The 21,950-nt window shown below is 62.5% G+C and carries 17 protein-coding genes; 9 read left to right on the top strand and 8 right to left on the bottom strand.

From position 1 onward, the window contains the following. Positions 1-7 precede the first annotated feature (7 nt). The 3 genes from AB1286_RS13140 to AB1286_RS13130 all read right to left on the bottom strand — a co-directional run bounded on the left by AB1286_RS13140 (position 8) and on the right by AB1286_RS13130 (position 2,099). Positions 8-1,147: an exo-alpha-sialidase gene (locus AB1286_RS13140; RefSeq protein WP_430363696.1), complete on the bottom strand. Its 1,140-nt coding sequence runs from the start codon at positions 1,145-1,147 to the stop codon at positions 8-10. Positions 1,148-1,189: 42 nt separating this feature from the next. Then, positions 1,190-1,459 carry a MoaD/ThiS family protein gene (locus AB1286_RS13135; RefSeq protein WP_430363695.1) on the bottom strand — a complete coding sequence of 90 codons (270 nt, stop codon included), beginning with the start codon at positions 1,457-1,459 and terminating at the stop codon, positions 1,190-1,192. 214 nt (positions 1,460-1,673) lie between these two features. Continuing rightward, on the bottom strand, positions 1,674-2,099 hold the full coding sequence (locus AB1286_RS13130) for a TOBE domain-containing protein (RefSeq protein ID WP_430363694.1): 426 nt from the start codon (positions 2,097-2,099) through the stop codon (positions 1,674-1,676). Between the two features lie 385 nt (positions 2,100-2,484). Here AB1286_RS13130 and acs point away from each other — a divergent pair, with 385 nt between their 5' ends. Together acs and AB1286_RS13120 are read left to right on the top strand one after the other, a co-directional pair. Further along, positions 2,485-4,488: an acetate--CoA ligase gene (acs, locus tag AB1286_RS13125; RefSeq protein ID WP_430363693.1), complete on the top strand. Its 2,004-nt coding sequence runs from the start codon at positions 2,485-2,487 to the stop codon at positions 4,486-4,488. Between the two features lie 246 nt (positions 4,489-4,734). Next, entirely contained in the window at positions 4,735-5,808 is a 1,074-nt protein-coding gene (locus AB1286_RS13120; RefSeq protein WP_430363692.1) for a porin, read from the top strand. A gap of 62 nt (positions 5,809-5,870) precedes the next feature. Here the strand turns inward: AB1286_RS13120 and exaC are convergent, their stop codons facing one another. The 5 genes from exaC to AB1286_RS13095 all read right to left on the bottom strand — a co-directional run bounded on the left by exaC (position 5,871) and on the right by AB1286_RS13095 (position 13,058). Continuing rightward, a complete protein-coding gene (exaC, locus tag AB1286_RS13115; protein ID WP_430363691.1) occupies positions 5,871-7,397 on the bottom strand; it encodes an acetaldehyde dehydrogenase ExaC in 1,527 nt (508 codons plus the stop codon). A gap of 260 nt (positions 7,398-7,657) precedes the next feature. Then, a complete protein-coding gene (locus AB1286_RS13110; RefSeq protein ID WP_430363690.1) occupies positions 7,658-8,458 on the bottom strand; it encodes an energy transducer TonB in 801 nt (266 codons plus the stop codon). Positions 8,459-8,527: 69 nt separating this feature from the next. Next, positions 8,528-9,922: a sigma-70 family RNA polymerase sigma factor gene (locus AB1286_RS13105; protein ID WP_430363689.1), complete on the bottom strand. Its 1,395-nt coding sequence runs from the start codon at positions 9,920-9,922 to the stop codon at positions 8,528-8,530. Positions 9,923-9,933: 11 nt separating this feature from the next. Next, positions 9,934-11,229, bottom strand: a complete 1,296-nt coding sequence (locus AB1286_RS13100; protein ID WP_430363688.1) for a c-type cytochrome — start codon at positions 11,227-11,229, stop codon at positions 9,934-9,936. 101 nt (positions 11,230-11,330) lie between these two features. Continuing rightward, positions 11,331-13,058, bottom strand: coding sequence for a methanol/ethanol family PQQ-dependent dehydrogenase (locus AB1286_RS13095; RefSeq protein WP_430363687.1), 1,728 nt, complete (start codon positions 13,056-13,058; stop codon positions 11,331-11,333). Between the two features lie 514 nt (positions 13,059-13,572). On the opposite strand from AB1286_RS13095, the gene AB1286_RS13090 reads away from it, so the two are divergent. The 7 genes from AB1286_RS13090 (at position 13,573) to pqqE (ending at position 21,693) form a co-directional block, all read left to right on the top strand. Next, positions 13,573-15,918 carry a TonB-dependent receptor gene (locus AB1286_RS13090; RefSeq protein WP_430363686.1) on the top strand — a complete coding sequence of 782 codons (2,346 nt, stop codon included), beginning with the start codon at positions 13,573-13,575 and terminating at the stop codon, positions 15,916-15,918. Between the two features lie 206 nt (positions 15,919-16,124). Then, on the top strand, positions 16,125-18,113 hold the full coding sequence (locus AB1286_RS13085) for a sigma-54-dependent Fis family transcriptional regulator (RefSeq protein WP_430363685.1): 1,989 nt from the start codon (positions 16,125-16,127) through the stop codon (positions 18,111-18,113). A 345-nt stretch (positions 18,114-18,458) separates the two neighbouring features. Continuing rightward, on the top strand, positions 18,459-18,533 hold the full coding sequence (pqqA, locus tag AB1286_RS13080; protein WP_006410019.1) for a pyrroloquinoline quinone precursor peptide PqqA: 75 nt from the start codon (positions 18,459-18,461) through the stop codon (positions 18,531-18,533). A 68-nt stretch (positions 18,534-18,601) separates the two neighbouring features. Continuing rightward, positions 18,602-19,531 (top strand): pyrroloquinoline quinone biosynthesis protein PqqB, encoded by a 930-nt coding sequence (gene pqqB, locus AB1286_RS13075; protein ID WP_430363684.1) that lies wholly within the window; start codon positions 18,602-18,604, stop codon positions 19,529-19,531. Positions 19,532-19,551: 20 nt separating this feature from the next. After that, positions 19,552-20,277 carry a pyrroloquinoline-quinone synthase PqqC gene (gene pqqC, locus AB1286_RS13070; protein ID WP_430363683.1) on the top strand — a complete coding sequence of 242 codons (726 nt, stop codon included), beginning with the start codon at positions 19,552-19,554 and terminating at the stop codon, positions 20,275-20,277. Beyond that, entirely contained in the window at positions 20,274-20,555 is a 282-nt protein-coding gene (gene pqqD, locus AB1286_RS13065; RefSeq protein WP_116138235.1) for a pyrroloquinoline quinone biosynthesis peptide chaperone PqqD, read from the top strand. Before pqqC ends, pqqD begins: the two co-directional genes overlap by 4 nt. A 1-nt stretch (position 20,556) precedes the next feature. After that, entirely contained in the window at positions 20,557-21,693 is a 1,137-nt protein-coding gene (pqqE, locus tag AB1286_RS13060) for a pyrroloquinoline quinone biosynthesis protein PqqE (protein WP_430365058.1), read from the top strand. Positions 21,694-21,950: the final 257 nt, after the last annotated feature.

The raw sequence follows: 21,950 nt of genomic DNA, 5'->3' as shown, positions 1-21,950 counted from the left end.
CGCGCATTCACGCGAAGCTCACGTGATAAATCGGCGGCAGATGCGCCGATACTTCGCGCCAGTGTTCCCCCGCATCGTCGGAGGTCCAAAAACCGCCCGTCGTCGAACCCATGGCCAGGCGGGTACCGGTCGCATCCACGGCCAGCGCGTGGCGATAGACCAAATCGTAGGCGGGTGCCGCCGGCAGGCCTTCGGAGAACGCCTCGAACGTACGCCCCCCGTCGCGGGTGCGCGTGACGACGAACTTGCCGTCGACAGGAAGTCGGCAGGCATCCTTGACCGCCGGTACGAACCACGCGGTGTCGGGGTCACTCGGATGAACGGCCGCGGCGAAACCGAAGTTCGACGGCTTCGCTTCCACGCGCGTCCAACGCTCGCCACCGTCGGTCGAGCGGAAGATCGCGCAATGGTGTTGCGTCCAGAGCACTTCGGGGGCAGCAGGGCATTGAACGACACGGTGCGGGTCTTGCGCGTTTTCTTCCTCGCGCCGCTCGGGCGGCATGTAGTCGGCCTGCATGCCTTTCGACGACGGACGCCATGTCGCCCCGCCATCGTGGGTTTGCCAGACACCCCCGGACGAGACGCCGATCGTCACATGGCGGCTATCGCGCGGATCGACCAATACCGAATGAATACCCGCATGGTCATAACCGCCCCCACCCCACTCGCGGCGCTCGGGACGATCCCATAACGAACGGTTCAACGCCCACGTCGCGCCGCTATCGTCCGACCGAAATAGTCCGCCCGGAATCGTGCCCGCCCACAGCGTGCCCGGTTCGTCCGCGCCGCCCGTCTCGAGCGTCCAAATCTGTTCGAGCGACCAGAGCGGTTCACTTGCCGGTGCGCCCTCACCGCCGGCGGCGACGGCGTCGACCGCCTCCTGCCCCTCCGGCTGCGGCGGGTAAGCCGGCGTCGTGCATGGCTCCCAATCGCTCGCGCCCGCGCGCAGACGATGCAGCTTCACGCCGAAGTGACCGAGATTGAGCGCGGCATATAGCGTGCCGTCGCGTGGATCGGCAAGCGCCGAGGTGACCGGCTCGCCGATGAAATGCAGTGCCGCTTGCGTCCACCGGCGTTCGTTCCCATCGTCCCGCTCGAACACGAACAGCCCTTTGCGGGTCCCCACGATCAAGCGGTCGTCGTTCACGGTCATGTCTCCGTCTGCGTTGTCATAATGGCCCGCTCGCGATTAGCCGCCCGAGAGGGCTTGCACCACATAGATTCGCGAGTCGACTCCGACCGGATCCGATAAACGGCGGCGATCGCGCAGCGGTCTACCGTCGACGAATACGGACAAGTGCCGGCGCAATCCGCCTTGATCGTCGAGGATGTAGCCGCGCAAACGCGGTTCGTCGGCAAAAACGAGGGATAGCGCCTCGTCGACCGAGCGCGCGCTGACATCGCGTTCGGGCATGGCGATGTGCCGTTGAATCGAGGCAGCGAAAAACAGATGCGCCATAACGGGTCGGGCGTTTCGGCTGAGGTGTTTAAGTGTAGTCGAACCCGATAGGATGGATTTTTCTCGCGCGGGCGCCGATGCGCAAACTATTCGCACTTTTCGGCGGCAGGCTGAAATGTTCGACGTCGATGGCCCCAGCGCTTACGAAACTGCCCTACTCTCGCGGCGCCATCGACGGCACGAAGTCACTTTTTTCGACTGCGGCCGTGAACGATTAATTCACGCCGACGATTACGCTCGATGCCTTGAAAATGGCCGACGCGCGAGCGCCGACGACGAGCCCGAGGCGATCGACGCTATCGTTCGTGACGATCGAGACGATCTGCGCTCCTCCCGCGGCTTCGATTACGACCTCCGCGTTGACTGCGCCCTTTTCGACCGAAGTCACCGTGCCCGCAACGCAATTGCGCGCGGAGACCTTACTCGGGTCCGCATCCACCATCACAATCACCGATGACGACTTGACCAACGCAAACGCCTCGACGCCGGCTTCGAGGCCGAGCGATGCGGCGCTTGCGTGCGTGATGATCGCCGCAAGTTCAAGTCCGTCTTGAGTACGCAGTGTGATTTCGTCGTTGACCGCGCCGGCTTTGACCGCAGTGACTTTACCGACGAAATGATTGCGCGCACTGGTTCGCATAATTTTTCTCCGAAATGTTTTGCATTCCCCGATAGGATTTAAAAACCCGGGGCCGCGCAAAGTGTACTGCGATCGGCACGGATGTATCGCGCAAATTGCCAATACTCGGAATGGCGACCAGGCATTATTTCCGGAAAATCGTTATAGCGAAAACTATATAGCGATGAATACGGACTTGTCCTTCAGCGATCGGCAGATGCGTCAACGCCGGACGGCTGGCGCGCACGTCACTGTCGCGGCCTGAAACACCTCTTCGTCGCATTCTGAGGCAGTCTCGATCAAGTCGGCGTCCGTTGTCCACGCTGCGACCTATGGTCACGCGCACCGTCGCGCAATTCCGATGACTGGCATACATGTTGCGTCCGTGGCGCCGCATCGACACAGCATGACATTAGCGGAGACACCAGTGACCACGACCGAATCGATTCCTCAAAAGCAGCGAAGCTTCGAAGCGCCGGCCGCCCTCGAAAGCGCCGCGAATGTCGCCGGCATGAATGCGTATCGCGCCTTGATGGCCGACGCCGTGCGCGATTACGAAGGATTCTGGGGCAGCCTTGCTCGCGAGACGATCGAATGGCACAAGCCGTTCTCCACCCTACTCGACGAGTCGAAAGCGCCTTTTTTCACCTGGTTCGACGACGGCGAGCTGAACGCCTCGTACAACTGCCTCGATCGTCATGTCGCCGCGGGCCATGGCGAGCGCGTCGCAATCGTCTTCGAGGCCGACGACAGCACGGTCACACGCGTGACCTACGCACAGATGCTCGCACGCGTCGCGCGCTTCGCCAATGCATTGAAACGCCGCGGCATCAAACGCGGGGACCGAGTCGTCATCTACATGCCGATGTCGATCGAGGGCATCGTCGCCATGCAGGCGTGCGCCCGCATCGGCGCCACGCACTCGGTCGTCTTCGGCGGCTTCTCCGCAAAATCGTTGCACGAGCGTCTTGTCGACGTGGGCGCCGTAGCGCTCGTCACCGCCGACGAACAAGTGCGCGGCGGCAAGACGCTGCCGCTAAAGCAGATCGCCGACGAGGCGCTCGCCATGGGAAACTGCGACGCGGTACGCACGGTCATCGTCTATCGCCGCACAGGGGGCGAGATTGCCTGGAACGCGAGCCGCGACTGCTGGATGCATGACGTCGTCGCGAACGAGCCCGACGCCTGCGAGCCCGAATGGGTCGGCGCAGAGCACCCACTCTTCATCCTCTATACCTCCGGCTCGACCGGCAAGCCGAAGGGCGTGCAGCACAGCACGGGCGGCTACCTGCTCTGGGCCGCGCAAACCATGAAGTGGACGTTCGACTGGAAGCCCGAAGACGTCTTCTGGTGCACGGCCGATATCGGCTGGATCACAGGCCACACGTATATCGCCTACGGGCCGCTCGCACTGGGGGCGACGCAACTCGTGTTCGAGGGCGTCCCCACCTATCCGAATGCCGGGCGCTTTTGGAAAATGATCGCCGACCATCGCGTCTCGCTCTTCTACACGGCACCGACCGCGATCCGCTCGCTCATCAAGGCCGCCGATGCCGACGAGAGCGTCCACCCCGCGCGCTACGACCTGACGAGCTTGCGCATCATCGGCACCGTCGGCGAGCCGATCAATCCCGAGGCGTGGTTGTGGTATCGCAAGCATGTCGGAGGCGAACGCTGCCCCGTCGTCGATACGTGGTGGCAGACGGAAACCGGAGGACACATGATCGCGCCGCTGCCCGGCGCAACGCCGACGGTACCCGGCTCGTGCACGTTGCCGCTGCCGGGCATCATGGCCGCCGTCGTCGACGAAACGGGCCAGGACGTACCTGACGGTCAGGGCGGAATACTCGTCGTGAAGCGGCCATGGCCGTCGATGGTTCGGACCATCTGGGGCGATCCCGAGCGGTTCAAAGCCAGCTACTACCCGCAAGAACTCGGCGGCGAGCTCTATCTCGCCGGAGACGGCGCCGTGCGCGATCTAGAAACCGGGTACTTCACGATCACGGGCCGGATCGACGACGTGCTCAATGTCTCGGGCCACCGGCTCGGGACGATGGAAATCGAATCGGCCCTCGTCGCACATGAACTCGTCGCGGAAGCGGCCGTCGTCGGCCGGCCCGACGCGACGACGGGCGAAGCCGTCGTGGCCTTCGTCACGCTAAAACGCACGCGCCCCGAAGGCGACGAAGCCGCGCAACTCGCCAAGGCGTTGCGCGACTGGGTCGGCAAGGAGATCGGCCCCATCGCGAAACCCAAGGAAATCCGCTTCGGCGACAACCTTCCGAAGACGCGCTCGGGCAAGATCATGCGCCGCCTGTTGCGCTCGCTCGCGAAAGGCGATGCGATCGCGCAGGACACTTCCACGCTCGAAAACCCCGACATCCTCGATCAACTCGGCCGGGCCGTCTAACACCGCCCGCGCCTTCAAGCCGATACCCGCCACCCGCGGATATCGGCATCTCAGCCGATCCTCGGCCCGCGTGCCGAGGACTCTCCAGAACGCATCGCCCACCGGCGATGACCGGCCGCGCGAGCGCCCGACCCACCCTCGTCGCGCCTTCGCTTTGCCGAAGTCTCAATCACTTAATTAGTAATCCTATTTAATCGATCGAATGTTTCGTTCGACGAATCGATACCAACTCTTGGAGGTAGACAAATGAGCAGCAAGAAGATGATGTGGTCGGCAGCCTTGCTCGGCGCCGTGGCCAGCGCACCGAGCTTCGCGCAAAGCAGCGTCACGCTTTACGGCGATCTGGACGCGGGCCTCGTCTACACGAACCGCACGCCGGGTGCGAACCCCGGCCAAAACGCCGGGCGCCAGTTTTCGTTCATGGATACGGGCCTGACGCCCACGGCGATCGGGTTGATGGGCACCGAAGATTTGGGCGGCGGCATGAAAGCGAAATTCCAACTCGAGAGCGGCATCAGCGTGGCCAACGGCGCGCTCAGCCATTCGAACGGCAACTACTGGGGACGGCAAGCTTGGGTCGCACTCGACAGCGCGTTCGGCGAGGCGAAAGCGGGCGTGCAGTTCTCGCCGTTTCTGCTCGCGATCGACAACTCGGACCCACGCAACTTCGCGCACTTCGGTAGCGGACTGATTACCTATGTCGACAATGTGCTCGCCACGGGCCTGTTCAACTCGAATGCGATTTCCTACACGAGCCCGACGTTCGCGGGCCTGACGGGCAGCGCGATGATCGCGCTCGGCGGGCAGGCGGGCAATTTTCAGGCGGGACGCCAATACTCCGGCAGCCTGAGCTATCAGAACGGCGGCTTGATGCTCAATGCCGCGTTCTATGACGGCAATAGCGGCGGCACGGCAATCACGCCGCTCTCAAGCACGGTCGCATTCGTGGGCCGCACGCTCGGCGCCGCCTATCAACTCGGGGCGCTCACGGCGAAGGCGTCCGTAACGAGCTACAAGGTGGCGGGATCGTTCAGCAACAACGTCTATAACGGCGGGGTAGATTATCAAGCCGGGCCGGCGCTCGATTTGAACGCAGGCGTCTGGTTCACGAGCGATCGCAACGATACGAAGAACCACTCGATACTCGGTGCGCTCGGCGGCGTTTATAGCCTGTCGAAAGCGACGCAGCTCTATGCGCAAGCCGCGGTGGTCAATAACCACGGCGCGATGAACACCGGGTTCGGCCTCAGCGATAACACGCTATACGAATTGTCGGGAACGACGGTCGGTGTCGATATCGGCGTGCGTCACACGTTCTAGCCGTAGCGCTTCGCTCGAGTGCCCGTTGCAGCCACGGCACTCGAGCGAATACCGATCGACGATTAGAAGAAGCCGAGCGCTTCCGCTTGATAGCTCACCAGCAAGCACTTCGTTTGCTGGTAGTTCTCGAGTGCCTTCTTATGGGTTTCGCGGCCGATACCCGACTGCTTGTAGCCGCCGAACGCCGCGTGCGCCGGATACAGGTGATAGCAGTTGGTCCACACGCGGCCCGCCTCGATCTCGCGGCCCATGCGATACGCGCGCGTACCGTTGCGGGTCCACACGCCGGCGCCGAGGCCGTAGAACGTGTCGTTGGCCAGCTCGATCGCCTCTTGCTCGTCCTTGAACGTCATCACCGAGGCCACGGGCCCGAAGATTTCTTCCTGGAAGACGCGCATCTTGTTGTTACCGAGCAGCATCGTCGGCTGGATGTAGAAGCCGTCGCCGAGTTCGGCCAGCGGCGCCGTGCGGCTGCCGCCCGTCAGGCATTGCGCGCCCTCGCCGCGACCGATGTCGATATACGACAAGATCTTGTCGAGCTGTTGCTGCGACGCTTGCGCTCCGATCATCGTTTGCATATCGAGCGGGTGACCGGCCTTGATCTTGCCGACGCGCCCGATCGCCTTTTCGATGAAGCGCTCGTAGATCGATTCTTGAATCAGCACACGCGACGGACACGTGCAGACTTCGCCTTGGTTCAGCGCGAACATCGCGAGGCCTTCGAGCGCTTTATCGAGGAACGCATCGTCCTGATCGAGGACGTCGGCGAAGAAAATGTTCGGGCTCTTGCCCCCGAGTTCGACCGTCGACGGAATCAGGTTATCGGCCGCCGAACGCAGGATGTGCTTGCCGACCGGCGTCGAGCCCGTGAAGGCGATCTTCGCGATACGCTTGCTCGTCGCCAAAGCCTCGCCCGCTTCCTTACCGAAGCCGTTCACGATGTTGATGACGCCGGCGGGGAACAGATCGCCGATGATTTCCATCAACACGAGCACGGAAGCCGGCGTTTGTTCGGCCGGTTTCATCACGACGCAGCAGCCGGCCGCAAGCGCAGGGGCCAACTTCCACGCCGCCATCAGCAGCGGGAAGTTCCACGGAATGATTTGACCGACGACGCCCATCGGCTCATGGAAGTGGTAGGCCACCGTGTTGTCGTCGATCTCGGAGATCGCGCCTTCCTGTGCGCGAATGCAACCGGCGAAATAGCGGAAGTGATCGACGGCCAGCGGCAGATCGGCAGCCATCGTCTCGCGCAGCGGCTTGCCGTTGTCGATCGTCTCGGCCACGGCGAGCAGCTTCAGATTCTTTTCCATCCGATCGGCGACCGCGAGCAACAGATTGCCTCGTTCGGTAGTCGACGTCTTGGCCCATTTGCGACGCGCAGCATGCGCGGCATCGATCGCGAGTTCGATGTCTTCGGCGCTCGAGCGCGGAATGCGGCAGAACGGCTTGCCGTTGATCGGGGACACGTTCTCGAAGTATTCGCCGCTGACGGGGGCAACCCACTTGCCGCCGATGTAGTTGTCGTATTGCTTGCGGAACGGGTATTCGACGTCCAGGCCGAGTTGTTTCAGATCAAACAGGTCCATCGTGTGTCTCCTTTCGATTGCGTTCTCTGAAATGGGAATCACAGCGCCAATCGGCTGTCGGCAAGATTAGGCAACAAGCATGCCAAAGACGAAGCATTGAAAACCGGCAAGCCGGGATGGCTCGATCGCATCGCGGTGTTTCAATTCGGCACAACAACCATAGTCGGGCGCTCGACGTGTTTCAAATTTAGACAGGGCTGTGATTTAACTAAGCGTTCGCACCAGATCGCTTCCGTCGACGCGCAGCGCGTTCGCAAGGCTCAGGCGGCCTTGAATATGACAGGTACGTGCACCCAAGCGTCGACCGCTTGCCCCGCTCGGCGCGCGGGCACGAAACGCCAGTCGGCAACGGCCTGACGCGCCGCGTCGTCCAGCGACTCGTGACCGCTCGAGGCGACCACCGTCACCTCCCGCGCGCTGCCGCTCGCGAGAACGTGCACGTTCAGTAGCACTCGTCCCTCCCACCCACGCTGGAGCGCCATCGGCGGGTAGTCGGGAGCGGGGTTGTGTAGGTAGGCGGCGTCGAACAGCGGTGCGGTATCGGCATCGTGCGCCTGCCGCTGCGCGGATGGGTGAGCCTGCTGGCCGTCTTCGCCGCGTCCTTGCGTTACCGATGAGGCCGTGGGCGTACTCGATACAGGCTGCGCCGCGCGCTCCGTCGGCGTCGCTTGTTCGCTCTGCATCCGCGTAGGCTCAGAAGACGGTCTCCTCGGCGCCGACTCGCGTTTCGGTTGCACGGTGCGGTCGAGCGCCGCATGGCGGTCGACCGCATCGACGTGAGCCACGCTGTGCTTCGCGGCGTCCTCCCGACGATGTGCCGTGCGCTTGGGTGCGCTAATCGCGGTCATCGGAGACGAGGCTTTGGCGGGCGATATGTCCGTCACCGGCATGAGGTGGATGACGATGGGGACGCGATGCGGCACGGTCACGTCGGCGGGATCGAAGCCGCGATGGTAAAGCGACATCGCAACGACGCCGTGCAGCGCCAGCACGACCAAGGCGATCGCGCTAAGCCGTCTGCGCTCGCCTCGTTCACAGATCGCCGGTGCCGGTATGGCCATAGCGCACCCGGACGCTTCGCGTTCGCAGACCGCCATGCCAATCGATTCTCGCGACACTCGGCGCCTCCATCAATGCCCGCGCGCCGTCACGTACGCCTTCAGCCGCGCAAAACCCGGCTCGCCCTTTAACCGCTCGAACGCCCTGACCTCGATCTGCCGCACCCGCTCTGCCGACAAGTTCAATTGCCGGCCGACTTCGCGCAGCGAATGTTCGTCCGCGACGCCGATGCCGAAACGCAACCGCAGTACATCCGCCTCGCGCGGCGGCAATTGATCGATCGCGGCCGTCACCGCGCGGCGCATACGATGCGCCGTCACGACTTCTTCGGGTGTCGGCATGGCGTCGTCGGCGATGAAGTCGCCGATCGTCGCATCGCTTCCCGGCGCGGCTAGCGACTCCATCGAAACGGGATCGCGCACGATGTTCGTCAGCTCACGCACTTTATCGAGCGGCATACCCATCTTCTTCGCCAACGCCGCATGGGTCGGCACGCCGCCGACACGGTGCACGTGATCGAGCGTCACGCGGCTCAACTTGCTCAGCGTATCGGCCGTATGCACGGGCACACGAATCATCCTCGCCTGATCGCCGAGCGCATAGAGCACGGACTGGCGTATCCACCACGTCGCGTACGTGGAAAACTTGAAGCCCCGCCCGGCATCGTATCGCTCGATTGCCTTCATGAGTCCGATGTTGCCTTCCTGCACGAGATCGGCGAGCGCCAGCCCTCGCTCCGTATATCGCCTGGCGATCGAGACGACTAAGCGCAAATTGCCCTTCAGCAAACCCACGCGTGCTTGCTGTGCGCCGCGATCGATGGCTTGCAGCCTGTCATCGATACGACGCGCCAGCCTCGGAAGGATCGTCTCCGCGGGAAGCGGAGCGGCTCGCGCCGGTGTCTGTTCCTGCGACCTAGGCTCGGGCGAACCGGCATGGCGCTGCACGCATGCTTGGGCCATGCGCTCGATCGCTCGTCCCGTGAAACGCAGCGCCGCCATTTGCTTACGCAATTCGCGCCGCGCACGCCGATAGGGTGCCGAACCGTATCCGGCGCCTTCTATGGCCTCTCGCAGTGTTCCGGCGCTTTGCTCGATGCTCGCCAATTGCGCGACGAGCGCCGCGCGCCGCTCGGGCGAGTCCTCCGCTTCGCCCTCGCCGGATCCCGCCGCACCGTCGCCGAACGCCGGATCCGGCTCATCCATACAGAAGCCGAAGACGTAGCTGCTCAAGGGCACTTTACCGTCGACGATCTCGCGTCGAATGAACGCCAACTCACCTAGCGCCGCCGGATGACGCGTGAACTGCATCATGCCGGCAACGCGCGCGGCTTCGATTCGACGCGCGAAGGCAAGCTCCTCGTCGCGCGTGAGCAGCGGCGTGGCGGCCATCTCGCGCAGATAGAGCGCGACGGTATCGTTCAGCGTCGAGCGCCCCGCTTGTTGCTCGTTTGCCAGGATGCCCATCGGTCACATGCTCACTTCGCCGATGCGGTGGAGGTGCCGCCCGCCGCGTGAGCCGCGCCGAGCGGACCCGCGTTGAGCAGCGTCGTCGAAGCGCGCGCAACGTCGGCCGTCATTTTCGCTTTGCCCGGGCCGTAGCCGTTTTCGCTCAGCAAGTACGCCATGATGTCGGCATACTCTGCATCCTTGAGCTTGCCGGGGCGATCGGCCGGCATGTTCGTCGACAAATAACTGTAGATGCCGCCGATCGTCAGATGCGACCCCGACACCGGTGCAAACGCGGGCCCACTTAGCGCCGGCGCCGTGATCCCCTGCAAGTTCGCGCCATGGCATTTGGCGCAGGCGCTACCGTAAAGGCTCTTACCGTGCGCAACCTGTACGCGGTCGAACGACGGTGCGCTCGCGACCGAAGGTTCGGCCGCCTCGGCCGATATCTTGACCATATGCCCTGTATTGCCCGCCGTATAACCCGCGTTGCGCAACATGCCGTGGCCTTTGGCCGGGACGGGCCCGTCGAGATAAGCAAACGCGGGCTTGCTCGCCTGCGCGGCTTCGCTCGATGCGGGCAGCGTCCATGCTTGCGTCAGCGCGGCGAGTCGTCCATCGGCCGCCATCGCATTAAGCGCGTCGTCGAGCTTGCGCTGCAACGCCGCCGCACTGGCATCGAAAGCGAAGACAAGCTGCCAGTCCGAATACGGCGAGCGCGTCTTGGTCACATCGAATTTCTGCTGCGCGCCATGCGCTTGCCGATAGGCGACGACAGCCGGATACCACACGATGGCGCGGACCGCACGGCCGCTCGCCACGGCGTCGACCGTCAACTCGGGCGTGTTCTCGAGATCGAAATGAACATGTTTCTCTTGCACCGCGATCAACTGCGAGGGGCTGCCATAGGTGGCCGCGACCACTTGATCCGCCGTAGCTGCTTGCGTGCGCGAACTCGCAGCGACACTGACATAGTTCGCCTGCAAGTAACCGCGAGAGAACCGCATCGCATTGCCCGAACCGTCGGCGACCGACGAACGAGGGAAGCCCGCGATGACATCGCAGCCGTGTCCGAGCGTACGGTGCAATTCCTTCAACGAGACACCGTCGTCATCGTCGCCGCCGATGCCGTTCTCGACCAGCGTGGCGGCGATACCCGCCGTCTTGAACGCGTCTTGGGCGACGGCTTTGTCGAGCGCCGCCGAGGGGCTACCGGGGAACGTGCAAATGCGAATCGGCGTAGCCGCCACGGCCGGCGACGAAACGATAGCGAGACCGGCAACGGTCATCGCCGCCGCCGCAAACTGATGAAGATGCGTTTTCATGATCGTACTTCCGATGAGTGCTGCATCGCGGCCGCCGCGCCAAGCAAGCGGCCGCGACATCGAGCGCTTTGGATAAGGCTAGCTAACCGAGGCCGAGCCCATTAGCCGTGATGCAATGCGAACACATAGAGCGTGCCGCCGCGCGGGACCTTGTCCGCCGTCTTCGCCATCGGGCCTCCCCAGATCGGGTTCGCGCCGCCGTAGCCGGCGAGCACGGCGACATACTCTTGCCCGTCCGCTTCGAAGACCGACGGCTGGGCGATGATGCCGCTCGCGAGTTTCGGGCTCTGCCAGAGGACCTTGCCCGTCGCCGCGTCGAATGCGTAGAGGTGACCGTCGAGCGAACCGCTGAAGGCCAGTCCGCCGGCCGTGCTGGCCACGCCGCCGTTCCAGGGCATCTTGCTCCAGTGGCTCCACACCTTCTTGCCCGTGTTCACGTCGATCGCTTGCAGCTCGCCATAGCCCTTGCTGCCCGGTTCCGGCTTGATTTCGAAGCCTTCGCCGAGATAGGGCAGCCCTTCCATGTAGCTCACCGACTTACCCGACAAGCTCATGCACGCATGCAGCGAAGGCACGAACGCCAGGTGCTTCTCCGGATCGTAGGAAACCGACCACCAGTTCTTGCCGCCCAAGAAGCTCGGGCAGGTATCGATCGTCGTGCCGACATTGGGGAACTTCGAGCGATCCTCAATCGGCTCGCCGTCGGCCGTGTAACCCGTGACCGAGGTGGCTTTCACGAACGGGCTCGCATAAATCAGCTTGCCCGTCGAGCGATCGATCGCGTGGAAGAAGCCGTTGCGATCGGCGTGGATGATCGCGTCGTAGTCCTTGCCGCCGTGCTCGATCTTCGCGAGGATCGGCGTGTTCACGCCGTCGTAGTCCCACGTGTCGTTACGCGTGTATTGGTAGTGCCATTTGATCTCGCCGTTTTTCGGATCGAGCGCGAGCAACGAGTCGCTATAGAGGTTGCTGCCCGGACGCAGCGACGCGAGCCACGGTCCCGGATTGCCGACACCCCAGAACAACGTCTTCGTGGCCGGATCGAACGTGCCCGTCAGCCACGAGGCGCCGCCGCCATGCTCCTGCATGCCGTCGGGCCACGTATCGCCGCCTTTCTCCTTCGCGCCGGGGATCGTCGTGCGCTTCCAAAGCACGTTGCCGTTTTCGGGGTCGAGCGCGGCGATGAAGCCGCGCGCGCCGTATTCGCCGCCCGAATTGCCGACGACGATCGCACCGTCGATCGCCAGCGGCGCGAGCGAGAAGGCGTAGCCCGTGCCCGGATCGAACATCCGCTTCTTCCATGCGACCGCGCCCGATTGGGCGTCGAGCGCGACGATCTCGCCGTCGAGCATCGCGATATAGGCGTTCTTGCCGTACAGCGCGACACCGCGATTCACGACATCGCAGCATGCGTTCTTGAACGCCTCGGGGCCTAGGTTCGGCTCGTACTTCCAAAGCTGCTTGCCCGTGATCGCATCGAATGCATAGACGTTGTCCTTCGGCGTCGTCACGAACATGTAGCGGCCGTTGACGATCGGCGTCGCCTCGAAACCCTGCTGCAAATCGGCCGGGAACTTGTAGCTCCATGCGAGCCCGAGCTTCTTCACGTTCGACGTATCGATCTGCTTTGCCGGGGAATGAGACTGCCCGTCGTAGCTGCGATAGTAGGTGAGCCAACCCGGATCGCTCTGCGCGTTCGTCAAGCGGTCGTAGGTGACCGCGGGATAGTCGTCGGCCGCGTGCGAGAGTTGCGGGGCGAGGCCGATGGCGGTGAGTGCGCAAGCTGCGAGCGCCTTCCGCCAAATGGCCGAAGAGGACCTTCGATTCATGTGTGTCTCCTATGTCGGCCGGCCTGGGCGCGTCAGTGCCCAATGCCGGTCCCATGCCAAGCTAGGTTCGTCGATTTATCGCGGCGCGACGGTGTCGAGTGTGGAGACTCGACGCGCGACGAATGGCCGCGGGCCACGCTGAACGCAAATGGTGTGCCATCGTCGTACCGGCGCCGCGCCAAGCGCGCATGGCCGTTTGCCGCCTGCATTCATCGAGCATGGGCGCCAAGGTGTCCGCGCACCCCGTCCGTCAAAAACTGAAACACCTTCGAGGGCGCGAGTGTCGCGAAACGAGACACCGCCCGCTCGGTGAGACACCTGCCACGCGGCGTGCCCTCTTACGGACATCGTGTCGCAGGGAGGCGGCACGCCCGCGCGTGCTTCACCGAACAAGTATTGGCACGCTTCTCGCCTTGAAGGGATCCACGCTGTGAACGACAAAAAGGAGGGCCCAAATGGAGGAGACAATGAAACGGTCGAAGACGACGGACCAGTACGTGCGGCGGGTAGCCGAATGATTAGGAGTCCTACTCATGTCAATCGAACGCAGCCCTATCGCCTGTATCCTTGGAAACAGTTCGCGCGCTTCGCGTGGTACGGCGTCGCGATCGCCGCTGCGGTCTGCGCACTTCCCGCAAGCGCGCAGACCGCGCCCGAGCGGCCGCTGCCCGCTGCGCCCGCGGCCCCCCCGACCGTCGTCGCGACGCTCGAGCCCGTGCTCGTCATCGGGACGACGCCACTCGTCGGCATCGGCTTGCCTCTGAAGCAGGTAGCGGCCAACGTCCAGGTCGTCCATGCACGGCAACTCGAGGCGCAGCATCGCGAGACGCTGACCGACTACTTCGAGAAGAATCTGCCGAGCGTCGACATCAACGATGCGCAAGGCAACCCGTATCAGGCCAACGTCAACTATCGCGGCTTCACGGCTTCGCCGTTGCTCGGGACGCCCGAAGGCCTCTCGGTTTTCATGGACGGCGTGCGCATCAACGAACCGTTCGGCAATGTCGTGAACTGGGACTGGGTCCCGCAACAAGCGATCGATACGATCGAACTCGTTCCCGGCTCGAGCCCGACGTTCGGCTTGAACACGCTTGGCGGCGCATTGGCGATTTCGACGAAAGACGGCAAGACGCACCCGGGCGGCGACATCGACATTTCGGGCGGCGCATGGGGCCGCAAGACCGCGCAGATCGAGCAAGGCGGCACGATCGGTCAAAACCTCGACTACTACGTGACCGGCAACGTCGCGAACGACGGCGGCTGGGCCAGCCACAATTCGAGCCGCGTGCGCCAGGCCTTCGGCAAGCTGCGCTATACCGATGCCGACACCACCCTTGCCTTTTCGGTGGGCGGTGCCGACAACGATTTGCAAGGCACGCAGACAATCCCGCGCTCGTTTCTAAACGACTTCCGGCAGGCCTACACCTACCCCGATCGGAACTTGAACAGCGCCGGCTACGCCACGCTTTCGGGCCAGCATTATTTCAACGACAACACCGAGTTGAGCGGCAACGTCTACTTTCGCCGATTCGTCAGCAGAAATTTCAGCAGCAACAACAACACCGATTACGGAACGGTGAGCGCCGACGGCTCGGTCGATACGCTCCAAGGCAGTAACGTGAAGTCGATGGTCGGCACCGACAGCTACGGCGCGAGCCTGCAATTGACGCTGCTCGGCAAGCTCGGAGGCATGCAAAACCAATTCGTGGCAGGCGTGGCGGCCGATTTTGCCAACTCGCACTACACCGAATCGACCCAGGACGCCTTTTTCACGGATTCGCGGGCGACGATCGGCATCGGCGACTACAGACAGCAGGTCAATGCGAAAACGCGCGATGCCAATCTCGCCGCCTATCTGCAAGACACGCTTTCGCTGACGAAACAATGGACGTTGACGCTGTCGGGCCGCTACGACTGGGCGAAGGCCACGATCGGCGACGAGAGCGGCGTGCAGCCGCAACTGGACGGCAACCATGTGTTCTCGCGACTGAATCCGGCGATCGGTCTCACGTGGAACCCTACGCCGAGCTTCACCGCTTACGCCAGCTACAACGAAGGGATGCGCACGCCGACCGCCATCGAGCTCACCTGTGCCGATCCGTCCGCGCCCTGCTCGCTGCCCAACGATTTCGTCTCCGATCCCGAGCTCGCGAAAGTCGTCTCGAAGACGCTCGAAGCCGGCGCGCGGGGAAAGATTGGCGGCAATACGACTTGGAGTGCGGCCGTCTATCGCACGACGCTTTACGACGACATCGAATTCATTAGCGCGCCCACCTCGGCGCAAGGATTCTTTCAGAACGTCGGCAAGACGCGCCGTCAAGGCGTCGAGCTATCGGGCCATACGCAGTTGGGCAAACTCGGCGTGACCGCGAGCTATAGCTACACCGATGCGACCTATCGCTCGACATGGACCGCCAACAGTCCAAGCAACTCGAGTGCGAACGCGAGCGGCAATATCACGGTTCGGCCCGGCAATCGCATTCCCGGCATTCCGGCCAATACCGTCAAGCTTCGGCTCGATTACGCGGCAACGGCGAAGTGGTCCATCGGAACGAACCTGACTTACCGCGACGGCGTCTATGCGCAGGGCGACCAAAACAACGAAGATGTGAACGGCAAGATTCCCGGCTATATCTTGATCGATCTCGATACCGCCTACGACGTGACGAAACGCCTGCGTATATTCGCGACCGTAACGAATCTATTGAACAAGCGCTACGCGAGCTACGGCGTGCTCGGCCAAAACTTTTTCAATGGTCCGAATCATACGTTTGACGGCCAGGCGCCCGTCAACGAGCAATTCGTCGGGCCAGGAGCGCCGAGAGGAGCGTGGATAGGCATTCGCTACGCGTGGGATTAGCCGCGACACAATCATTGTTTCCATGAGAGGGATCGGGATATCCCTCATATGCCTTTGCGCCATCGAACGTCATCGTATTGGATCGATGCCGGACGATTGCGCTTTGACAGCACGGTATCGCACGCGGCTGCAAGCTGGCGCATTTTTTGCTCTTGTCGGAGTCAAAAGCGTTTTGGCGGCAGCCGACGCTCGATCAGGAGGAGACAATGCGCAACGTCGTTCATCGCCCCGGGCGCGCCGTGGCAGGTGGCGAGTCGAGTTGGCCCACGCCGTGCATCCAGAAGGCACATGAACGCTCGCAGGGATACGGCCTGCTGACGGGCGCGCGTCCCGACTACGACATTCTGCCCACATCCGAGCTCGCCCTGAAGGTCGAGCAAAACCGCATCCTTTGCGCGCATGCGATGCCGGTCATGGAAACGCTGCGCGATCAGATCGTCAACACCGAAAGCATGGTCGTATTGACCGATGCGCAGGGGTTGATCTTGCATTCGATCGGCGACGACGATTTCCTCGCCCGCGCCGAGAAAGTCGCGCTGCGGCCCGGCGCGCAATGGTCGGAGGACCGGCAAGGCACCAACGCGATCGGAACGGCGCTGGCCGAGCGTAGCGCGACCGTCGTGCACGGCGACCAGCATTTTCTCGAAGCCAATCGCTTTCTGACCTGCTCGAGCGTGCCGATTCTCGATCCGTACGGCGACGTAATCGGCGTGCTCGACGTGACCGGCGACTACCGCAGCTACCATCAGCACACGATGGCGCTCGCGAAGATGTCCGTACAGATGATCGAGAATCATCTGTTTTCATCGACGTTTCGCGACACTTTGCAGGTGGGTTTCCATTCCCGCCCCGAGTTTCTGGGCACGTTGATGGAAGGCATTGCCGCCTTCACGGGCGACGGACGCTTTCTCTCCGCGAATCGCAGCGCTCAATTCCAGCTCGGCTTGCCGCTGTCCGCGCTGCGCGCACATACGCTCTCGTCGCTGTTTGGCCTCACGAGCGCCGAACTCGTCGATCGCCTGCGCGCGAGCCGCGAGCCGATCCTGTCGCTGAACCTTTACACCGGCGCGACCGTCTGCGCGAGCGTCACGTTCCGGCGCGCGTTGCAGACGGCCGGTACCTGGCCGACCGACGCCCGCCGCGAAACGAGCGGCCAAGCGCCGACGAGCACGGTATCGACCGTGCGGACGACCCTGCGCACGTTGAGACTCGATCAGCTCGATACGGGCGATCCGCAAGTGTCGACGGTGATTGCGAAGGTGCGCAAGGTAATCGGCAAAGACATTCCGCTCTTGATCACGGGCGAAACCGGCACCGGCAAAGAGTTGCTTGCCCAGGCGATTCACAACGAATCGCCTCGACGCTCCGGGCCTTTTGTCGCCGTCAACTGCGCGTCGATCCCCGAGACGCTGATCGAATCGGAGTTATTCGGCTATGAGGAAGGGGCCTTCACCGGTGCGCGCCGCAAAGGCGCGGTCGGCAAAATCGTGCAAGCGCACGGCGGTACGCTCTTCCTCGACGAAATCGGCGATATGCCCTACCCCTTGCAAGTGCGGCTGTTGCGCGTGCTGCAAGAGCGCATCGTGAACCCGCTCGGCTCGACGAAGACCATTCCCGTCGATATCGCCATTGTCTGCGCCACCCACCGCGATTTGCGCGAGATGATTGCGCAAAACCGCTTCCGCGAGGACTTGTACTACCGGCTCAACGGGCTCGTCGTGAAGCTGCCGCCGCTACGCGAGCGCAAGGATCTTGCGGTCGTCATCGGCAAGATGCTCGAGCGGGAGGCGCTTCGAGGCGGCGCGGGCCAGCACCTGTCGGTCGCGCGCGAAGTGATGACGCTGTTCGAACACTGCACGTGGCCCGGCAACTTTAGGCAACTCGGCAACTTGCTGCGCACCGCCGCCGCAATGGTGGACGATGACGGCGAAATACGCCGCGAACACCTGCCCGACGATTTCTTCGACGATCTGCAAAAGATCGACGAGCAGCCCGCCGTGACGGCTGTCCCTGCGGAAATGCCCGTGCAGCAAGGCACGCGACTACAGGACGTCGAGGCCCAAGCCATCGCCGCCACGCTCGCTCTGCATGGCGGCAACGTCTCGGCAGCCGCCCGCGCACTCGGCGTTTCGCGTGCAACGCTCTACCGCAAGATGCCCGCCGTCGCCCCGACGAAGAGCGACGACGAGGACTGAGATCCGCTCGCACACCTGTCCCCCACTGCCGTATCCCGCCTTGCTTCAACCTCTGTCGCATTTTGCGACAGAGGTGTCGCCGATTAAGACACCCCCTGTCGCACGATTGTGTCCGCGCTGACTTGCGCGTGACTTCATCGATTCAGTTTGCTCGCTGATCGCGCATCGATCGCGGATCGGCTTATTCCCCTCTCCCTCTCACCGGTGCCCTCGTTTTCGCTGCGTGATGAGCCAGCGGTCTACGCGTTGCTATCGGCACAGCCCTTGCTTTAAAGATTCGACCGCCTATCGAACGACGCGGTTACGCAGCTTCAACGATGTTTCAACTCAATCAAGGAGACAGCCATGCAATGGACCACGCCCGCCTATACCGACCTGCGTTTCGGTTTTGAAATCACGATGTATATCGCCAACCGCTAAGGGGTAGGTGAGCACGCCGTGCGCGAGGCCGACTCTCCTCGTGCGCGGCCGCTTCCAAAGGCATTGCCATGTTGATCAAGGTTCTCGGCTCCGGTGCAGGCGGCGGCCTGCCGCAATGGAACTGCAATTGCGCGAATTGCACGCGAACGCGCGCATTGACAAGCGGCTTCAAACCTCGCACTCAATCATCGATAGCGGTGAGCGAGAACGGCGAAGATTGGTTGCTCATCAATGCATCGCCCGACTTGCTGACTCAGCTACGCGCGCATCCCGAACTGCAACCTGCCCGCGCATTGCGCGACAGCGGCATTGCCGCGGTCATGCTGTGCGATGCGCAGATCGATCATGTGACCGGATTGCTGATGCTGCGCGAACGCACAAGTCCGTTGCCGCTTTACGCAACGCGTCCCGTGCTCGACGATTTGTCGAGTGCCTTTCCGCTGATTCCATTGCTTGGCCATTACTGCGGTGTCGAGCAGCATCCGATCGTGCTGGATGAGCCGTTCATCATCAAGGCGCTGGCCGGTGTGCGGTTCACGGCGATTGCCATCGATAGTGCCGCGCCGCCCTATTCGCCGCATCGGAACGCACCCGTTCCCGGCGACAACATCGCACTGCTGATCGAAAGCGTGAAGACGGGTGCGCGTGCGTTTTATGCGCCGGGCCTCGCTCACGCGTCGGATGAGGTCGTTTGGGCGATGCGTTCGGCGCAACTCGTCCTCGTCGACGGCACGTTTTGGACCGACACCGAGATGATCGATCTCGGTCTTTCTAAGAAGCGCGCAACCGACATGGGTCATCTGGCGCAATGCCCTGCGAACGGCAACGCCGGAATGGTGGCGCTGCTCGATACGCTGCCGAATACGACGCGCAAAGTACTCATTCATATCAACAACACGAACCCGATTCTCGATCCCAGCTCCGACGCCCGTGCCACGTTGCACGAACACGGCATCGAGATCGCCGAAGACGGAATGCAATTACAGGTGAAGCCTTGAGCGCGATACAGGAACAGGCCATGGCGGCCACGCAAGCTGAGCCTTCGATGCGCAAGGACGACGCGCCATGGACACGCGAGGCGTTCGAGGCGCAATTGCGCGGGCTCGGCGTGCGCTATCACATTCATCATCCGTTCAACGTACGTCTCAATAGCGGCCAGTGTTCGCCCGATGAAATTCGTGGCTGGGTGGCAAACCGCTTTTACTACCAAATCAATATCCCGTTGAAGGATGCGGCGATCTTGTCCAATTGCGACGATCGCGAAACTAGGCGCCTATGGGTGCAACGCATTCTCGATCACGACGGCTACGGCGACGATCCCGGCGGCATCGAAGCTTGGGCTTGCCTCGCCGATGCGGTGGGCTTGTCGCGCGATGAACTTTGGTCGCTCGAACACGTGGTGCCTGGGGTTCGGTTCGCTGTCGACGCTTATGTGAATTTCGCACGTCGCGTGCCTTGGCAAGAGGCCGTTTGCTCGTCGCTGACCGAGATGTTCGCCCCGCAGATACACAAGGACCGGCTCTCGGGATGGCCTTCTCTTTATCCTTGGATCGATCCGCAAGGGCTGAATTATTTCCGAAGCCGCATTCCGCTGGCGACGCGCGATGTCGAACATGGACTCGCCGTCACGCTCGATTACTTCAAGACGAGCGCGATGCAACAGCGTGCGCTCGACATCCTCAAGTTCAAGCTCGACATTTTGTGGTCGATGCTCGACGCCGTCGAAAAGGCAACCACGCGATGACCTACGCCAACGCCACGAGCGGGGCGCCGCTACGGCCTCGGCTCTTGCCGATGTTCAGGCTGCAATGGGAAACCGAGCAGGACGCTTATGTTCTGCTTTATCCCGAGGGAATGGTGAAGCTCAATCCTAGCGCCGGGCAGATACTCGTGCGGTGCGATGGGACTCGGGAGCTCGATGACATCATCAGCGAGCTCGAGGAGTTGTTCAATGCGCAGGACCTGGCTGCCGATGTTTATCGGTTCTTGGATCATGCGCGGCAGCGCGGGTGGGTGGCTTGAGATGGATGCTCGTGTTCAGGGTGCCGAATCGAGCGCCGAAGCAGCATCGGGGTCGCCGCCGCTTTGGCTGCTGGCCGAGCTGACGTACCGCTGTCCGCTTCATTGTGCGTTTTGCTATAACCCGGTGGATTTCGCAAGCCATGGGCCTGAACTCGATACCGAGGATTGGCTGCGAGTCATTAGCGAAGCGCGTGCGTTGGGCGCTGTGCAGATCGGGTTTTCCGGCGGGGAGCCGCTCGTGCGCGATGATTTGGAAGTGCTTGTCGCGCATGCTCGAGGGCTCGGGTTTTATACGAACCTGATTACGTCCGGAGTCGGGCTGACGGAGACGCGGATCGCAGCGCTGAAGCTCGCTGGGCTCGATCATATTCAACTCTCGTTTCAGGACTCGTCGCGGGAGTTGAATGACTTCCTTTCGAGTACCCGGACGTTTGAGCTTAAGCGGAAGGTCGCTCGGTTGATCAAGGCGCATGGGTATCCGATGGTGCTCAACTGCGTCTTGCATCGATACAACTTGCCGCATGTCGGGCAGATCATTGAGATGGCGCTCGATATCGGCGCTGAGTACCTCGAGCTGGCGAATACGCAGTACTACGGGTGGGCGATGCTCAACCGCGAGCAGTTGATGCCTACGCAAGAGGCCCTACGCGAAGCAGAAGATACGGTTAATCGGTATCGGGCGATGGTTGGGGAGCGGTGCAAGATTTTGTTCGTTGTGCCGGACTACTTCGAGACGCGGCCTAAAGCCTGTATGAATGGCTGGGGGTCGGTGTTCCTTGGCGTTGCGCCGGACGGGGCGGCGTTGCCTTGTCATGCTGCGCGGTCGCTGCCCGGGTTGGTGCTGCCGAATGTGCGGGAGATGTCGCTTTCCGACGTTTGGTATCGGAGCGATGCGTTTAATGCGTTTCGCGGTGAGGCTTGGATGCAGGAGCCTTGTCGAAGCTGCGATGAGCGTTCGAAGGACCATGGCGGATGCCGGTGTCAGGCTTATGCACTGACGGGGGATGCTAGGGCGGCGGATCCGGTTTGTGGGAAATCGCCGCATCATGCGGAGGTGGAAAAGGTTGTGGCGTTCGCGCGGGATGCTGGGGTGCGTGAGGAACGGCCGTTGGTGTTTCGGAGTATGAAGCGGGGGTGAGTCGCGGTGAGCGATGCTGCGCTGCGATGTCTTTACTGAGCGGCGGGCCGGTGTGAACTACAACCGCCGTCAAAGGTGCTCCTCGCCGGATCCACGCCTCATAAAAGTAGGACTGAAATTCTCAGGACGAACGGGTGCTTGCGCTACCGGGAGCCGCCAGCGGCCAGGGCCGCTGTGGGCCCGGATTCGTTCTATAATCGCACCGACGCCACTGCACCCGCCCGGAAGTTCAGCGGCGTCCTTCAGTTCACGTTCCC

This window comes from Trinickia sp. NRRL B-1857 (assembly GCF_050470685.1).
In the GTDB taxonomy this organism is placed as follows: Bacteria; Pseudomonadota; Gammaproteobacteria; order Burkholderiales; family Burkholderiaceae; genus Trinickia.
Note: the sequence above shows the minus strand (reverse complement) of the source record. Positions and strands in the feature narration are given on the sequence as shown.

Coding starts and splice junctions, on each gene's coding strand:
- exaC (WP_430363691.1), bottom strand. CDS start 7,397: ATGGACCTGTTTGATCTGAAACAACTCGGCCTGGACGTCGAATACCCG.
- AB1286_RS13130 (WP_430363694.1), bottom strand. CDS start 2,099: ATGCGAACCAGTGCGCGCAATCATTTCGTCGGTAAAGTCACTGCGGTC.
- AB1286_RS13095 (WP_430363687.1), bottom strand. CDS start 13,058: ATGAATCGAAGGTCCTCTTCGGCCATTTGGCGGAAGGCGCTCGCAGCT.
- pqqB (WP_430363684.1), top strand. CDS start 18,602: ATGTTGATCAAGGTTCTCGGCTCCGGTGCAGGCGGCGGCCTGCCGCAA.
- pqqC (WP_430363683.1), top strand. CDS start 19,552: ATGGCGGCCACGCAAGCTGAGCCTTCGATGCGCAAGGACGACGCGCCA.
- acs (WP_430363693.1), top strand. CDS start 2,485: ATGACATTAGCGGAGACACCAGTGACCACGACCGAATCGATTCCTCAA.
- pqqD (WP_116138235.1), top strand. CDS start 20,274: ATGACCTACGCCAACGCCACGAGCGGGGCGCCGCTACGGCCTCGGCTC.
- AB1286_RS13120 (WP_430363692.1), top strand. CDS start 4,735: ATGAGCAGCAAGAAGATGATGTGGTCGGCAGCCTTGCTCGGCGCCGTG.
- AB1286_RS13100 (WP_430363688.1), bottom strand. CDS start 11,229: ATGAAAACGCATCTTCATCAGTTTGCGGCGGCGGCGATGACCGTTGCC.
- AB1286_RS13085 (WP_430363685.1), top strand. CDS start 16,125: ATGCGCAACGTCGTTCATCGCCCCGGGCGCGCCGTGGCAGGTGGCGAG.
- AB1286_RS13090 (WP_430363686.1), top strand. CDS start 13,573: ATGATTAGGAGTCCTACTCATGTCAATCGAACGCAGCCCTATCGCCTG.
- AB1286_RS13105 (WP_430363689.1), bottom strand. CDS start 9,922: ATGGGCATCCTGGCAAACGAGCAACAAGCGGGGCGCTCGACGCTGAAC.
- pqqE (WP_430365058.1), top strand. CDS start 20,557: ATGGATGCTCGTGTTCAGGGTGCCGAATCGAGCGCCGAAGCAGCATCG.
- AB1286_RS13110 (WP_430363690.1), bottom strand. CDS start 8,458: ATGGCCATACCGGCACCGGCGATCTGTGAACGAGGCGAGCGCAGACGG.
- AB1286_RS13135 (WP_430363695.1), bottom strand. CDS start 1,459: ATGGCGCATCTGTTTTTCGCTGCCTCGATTCAACGGCACATCGCCATG.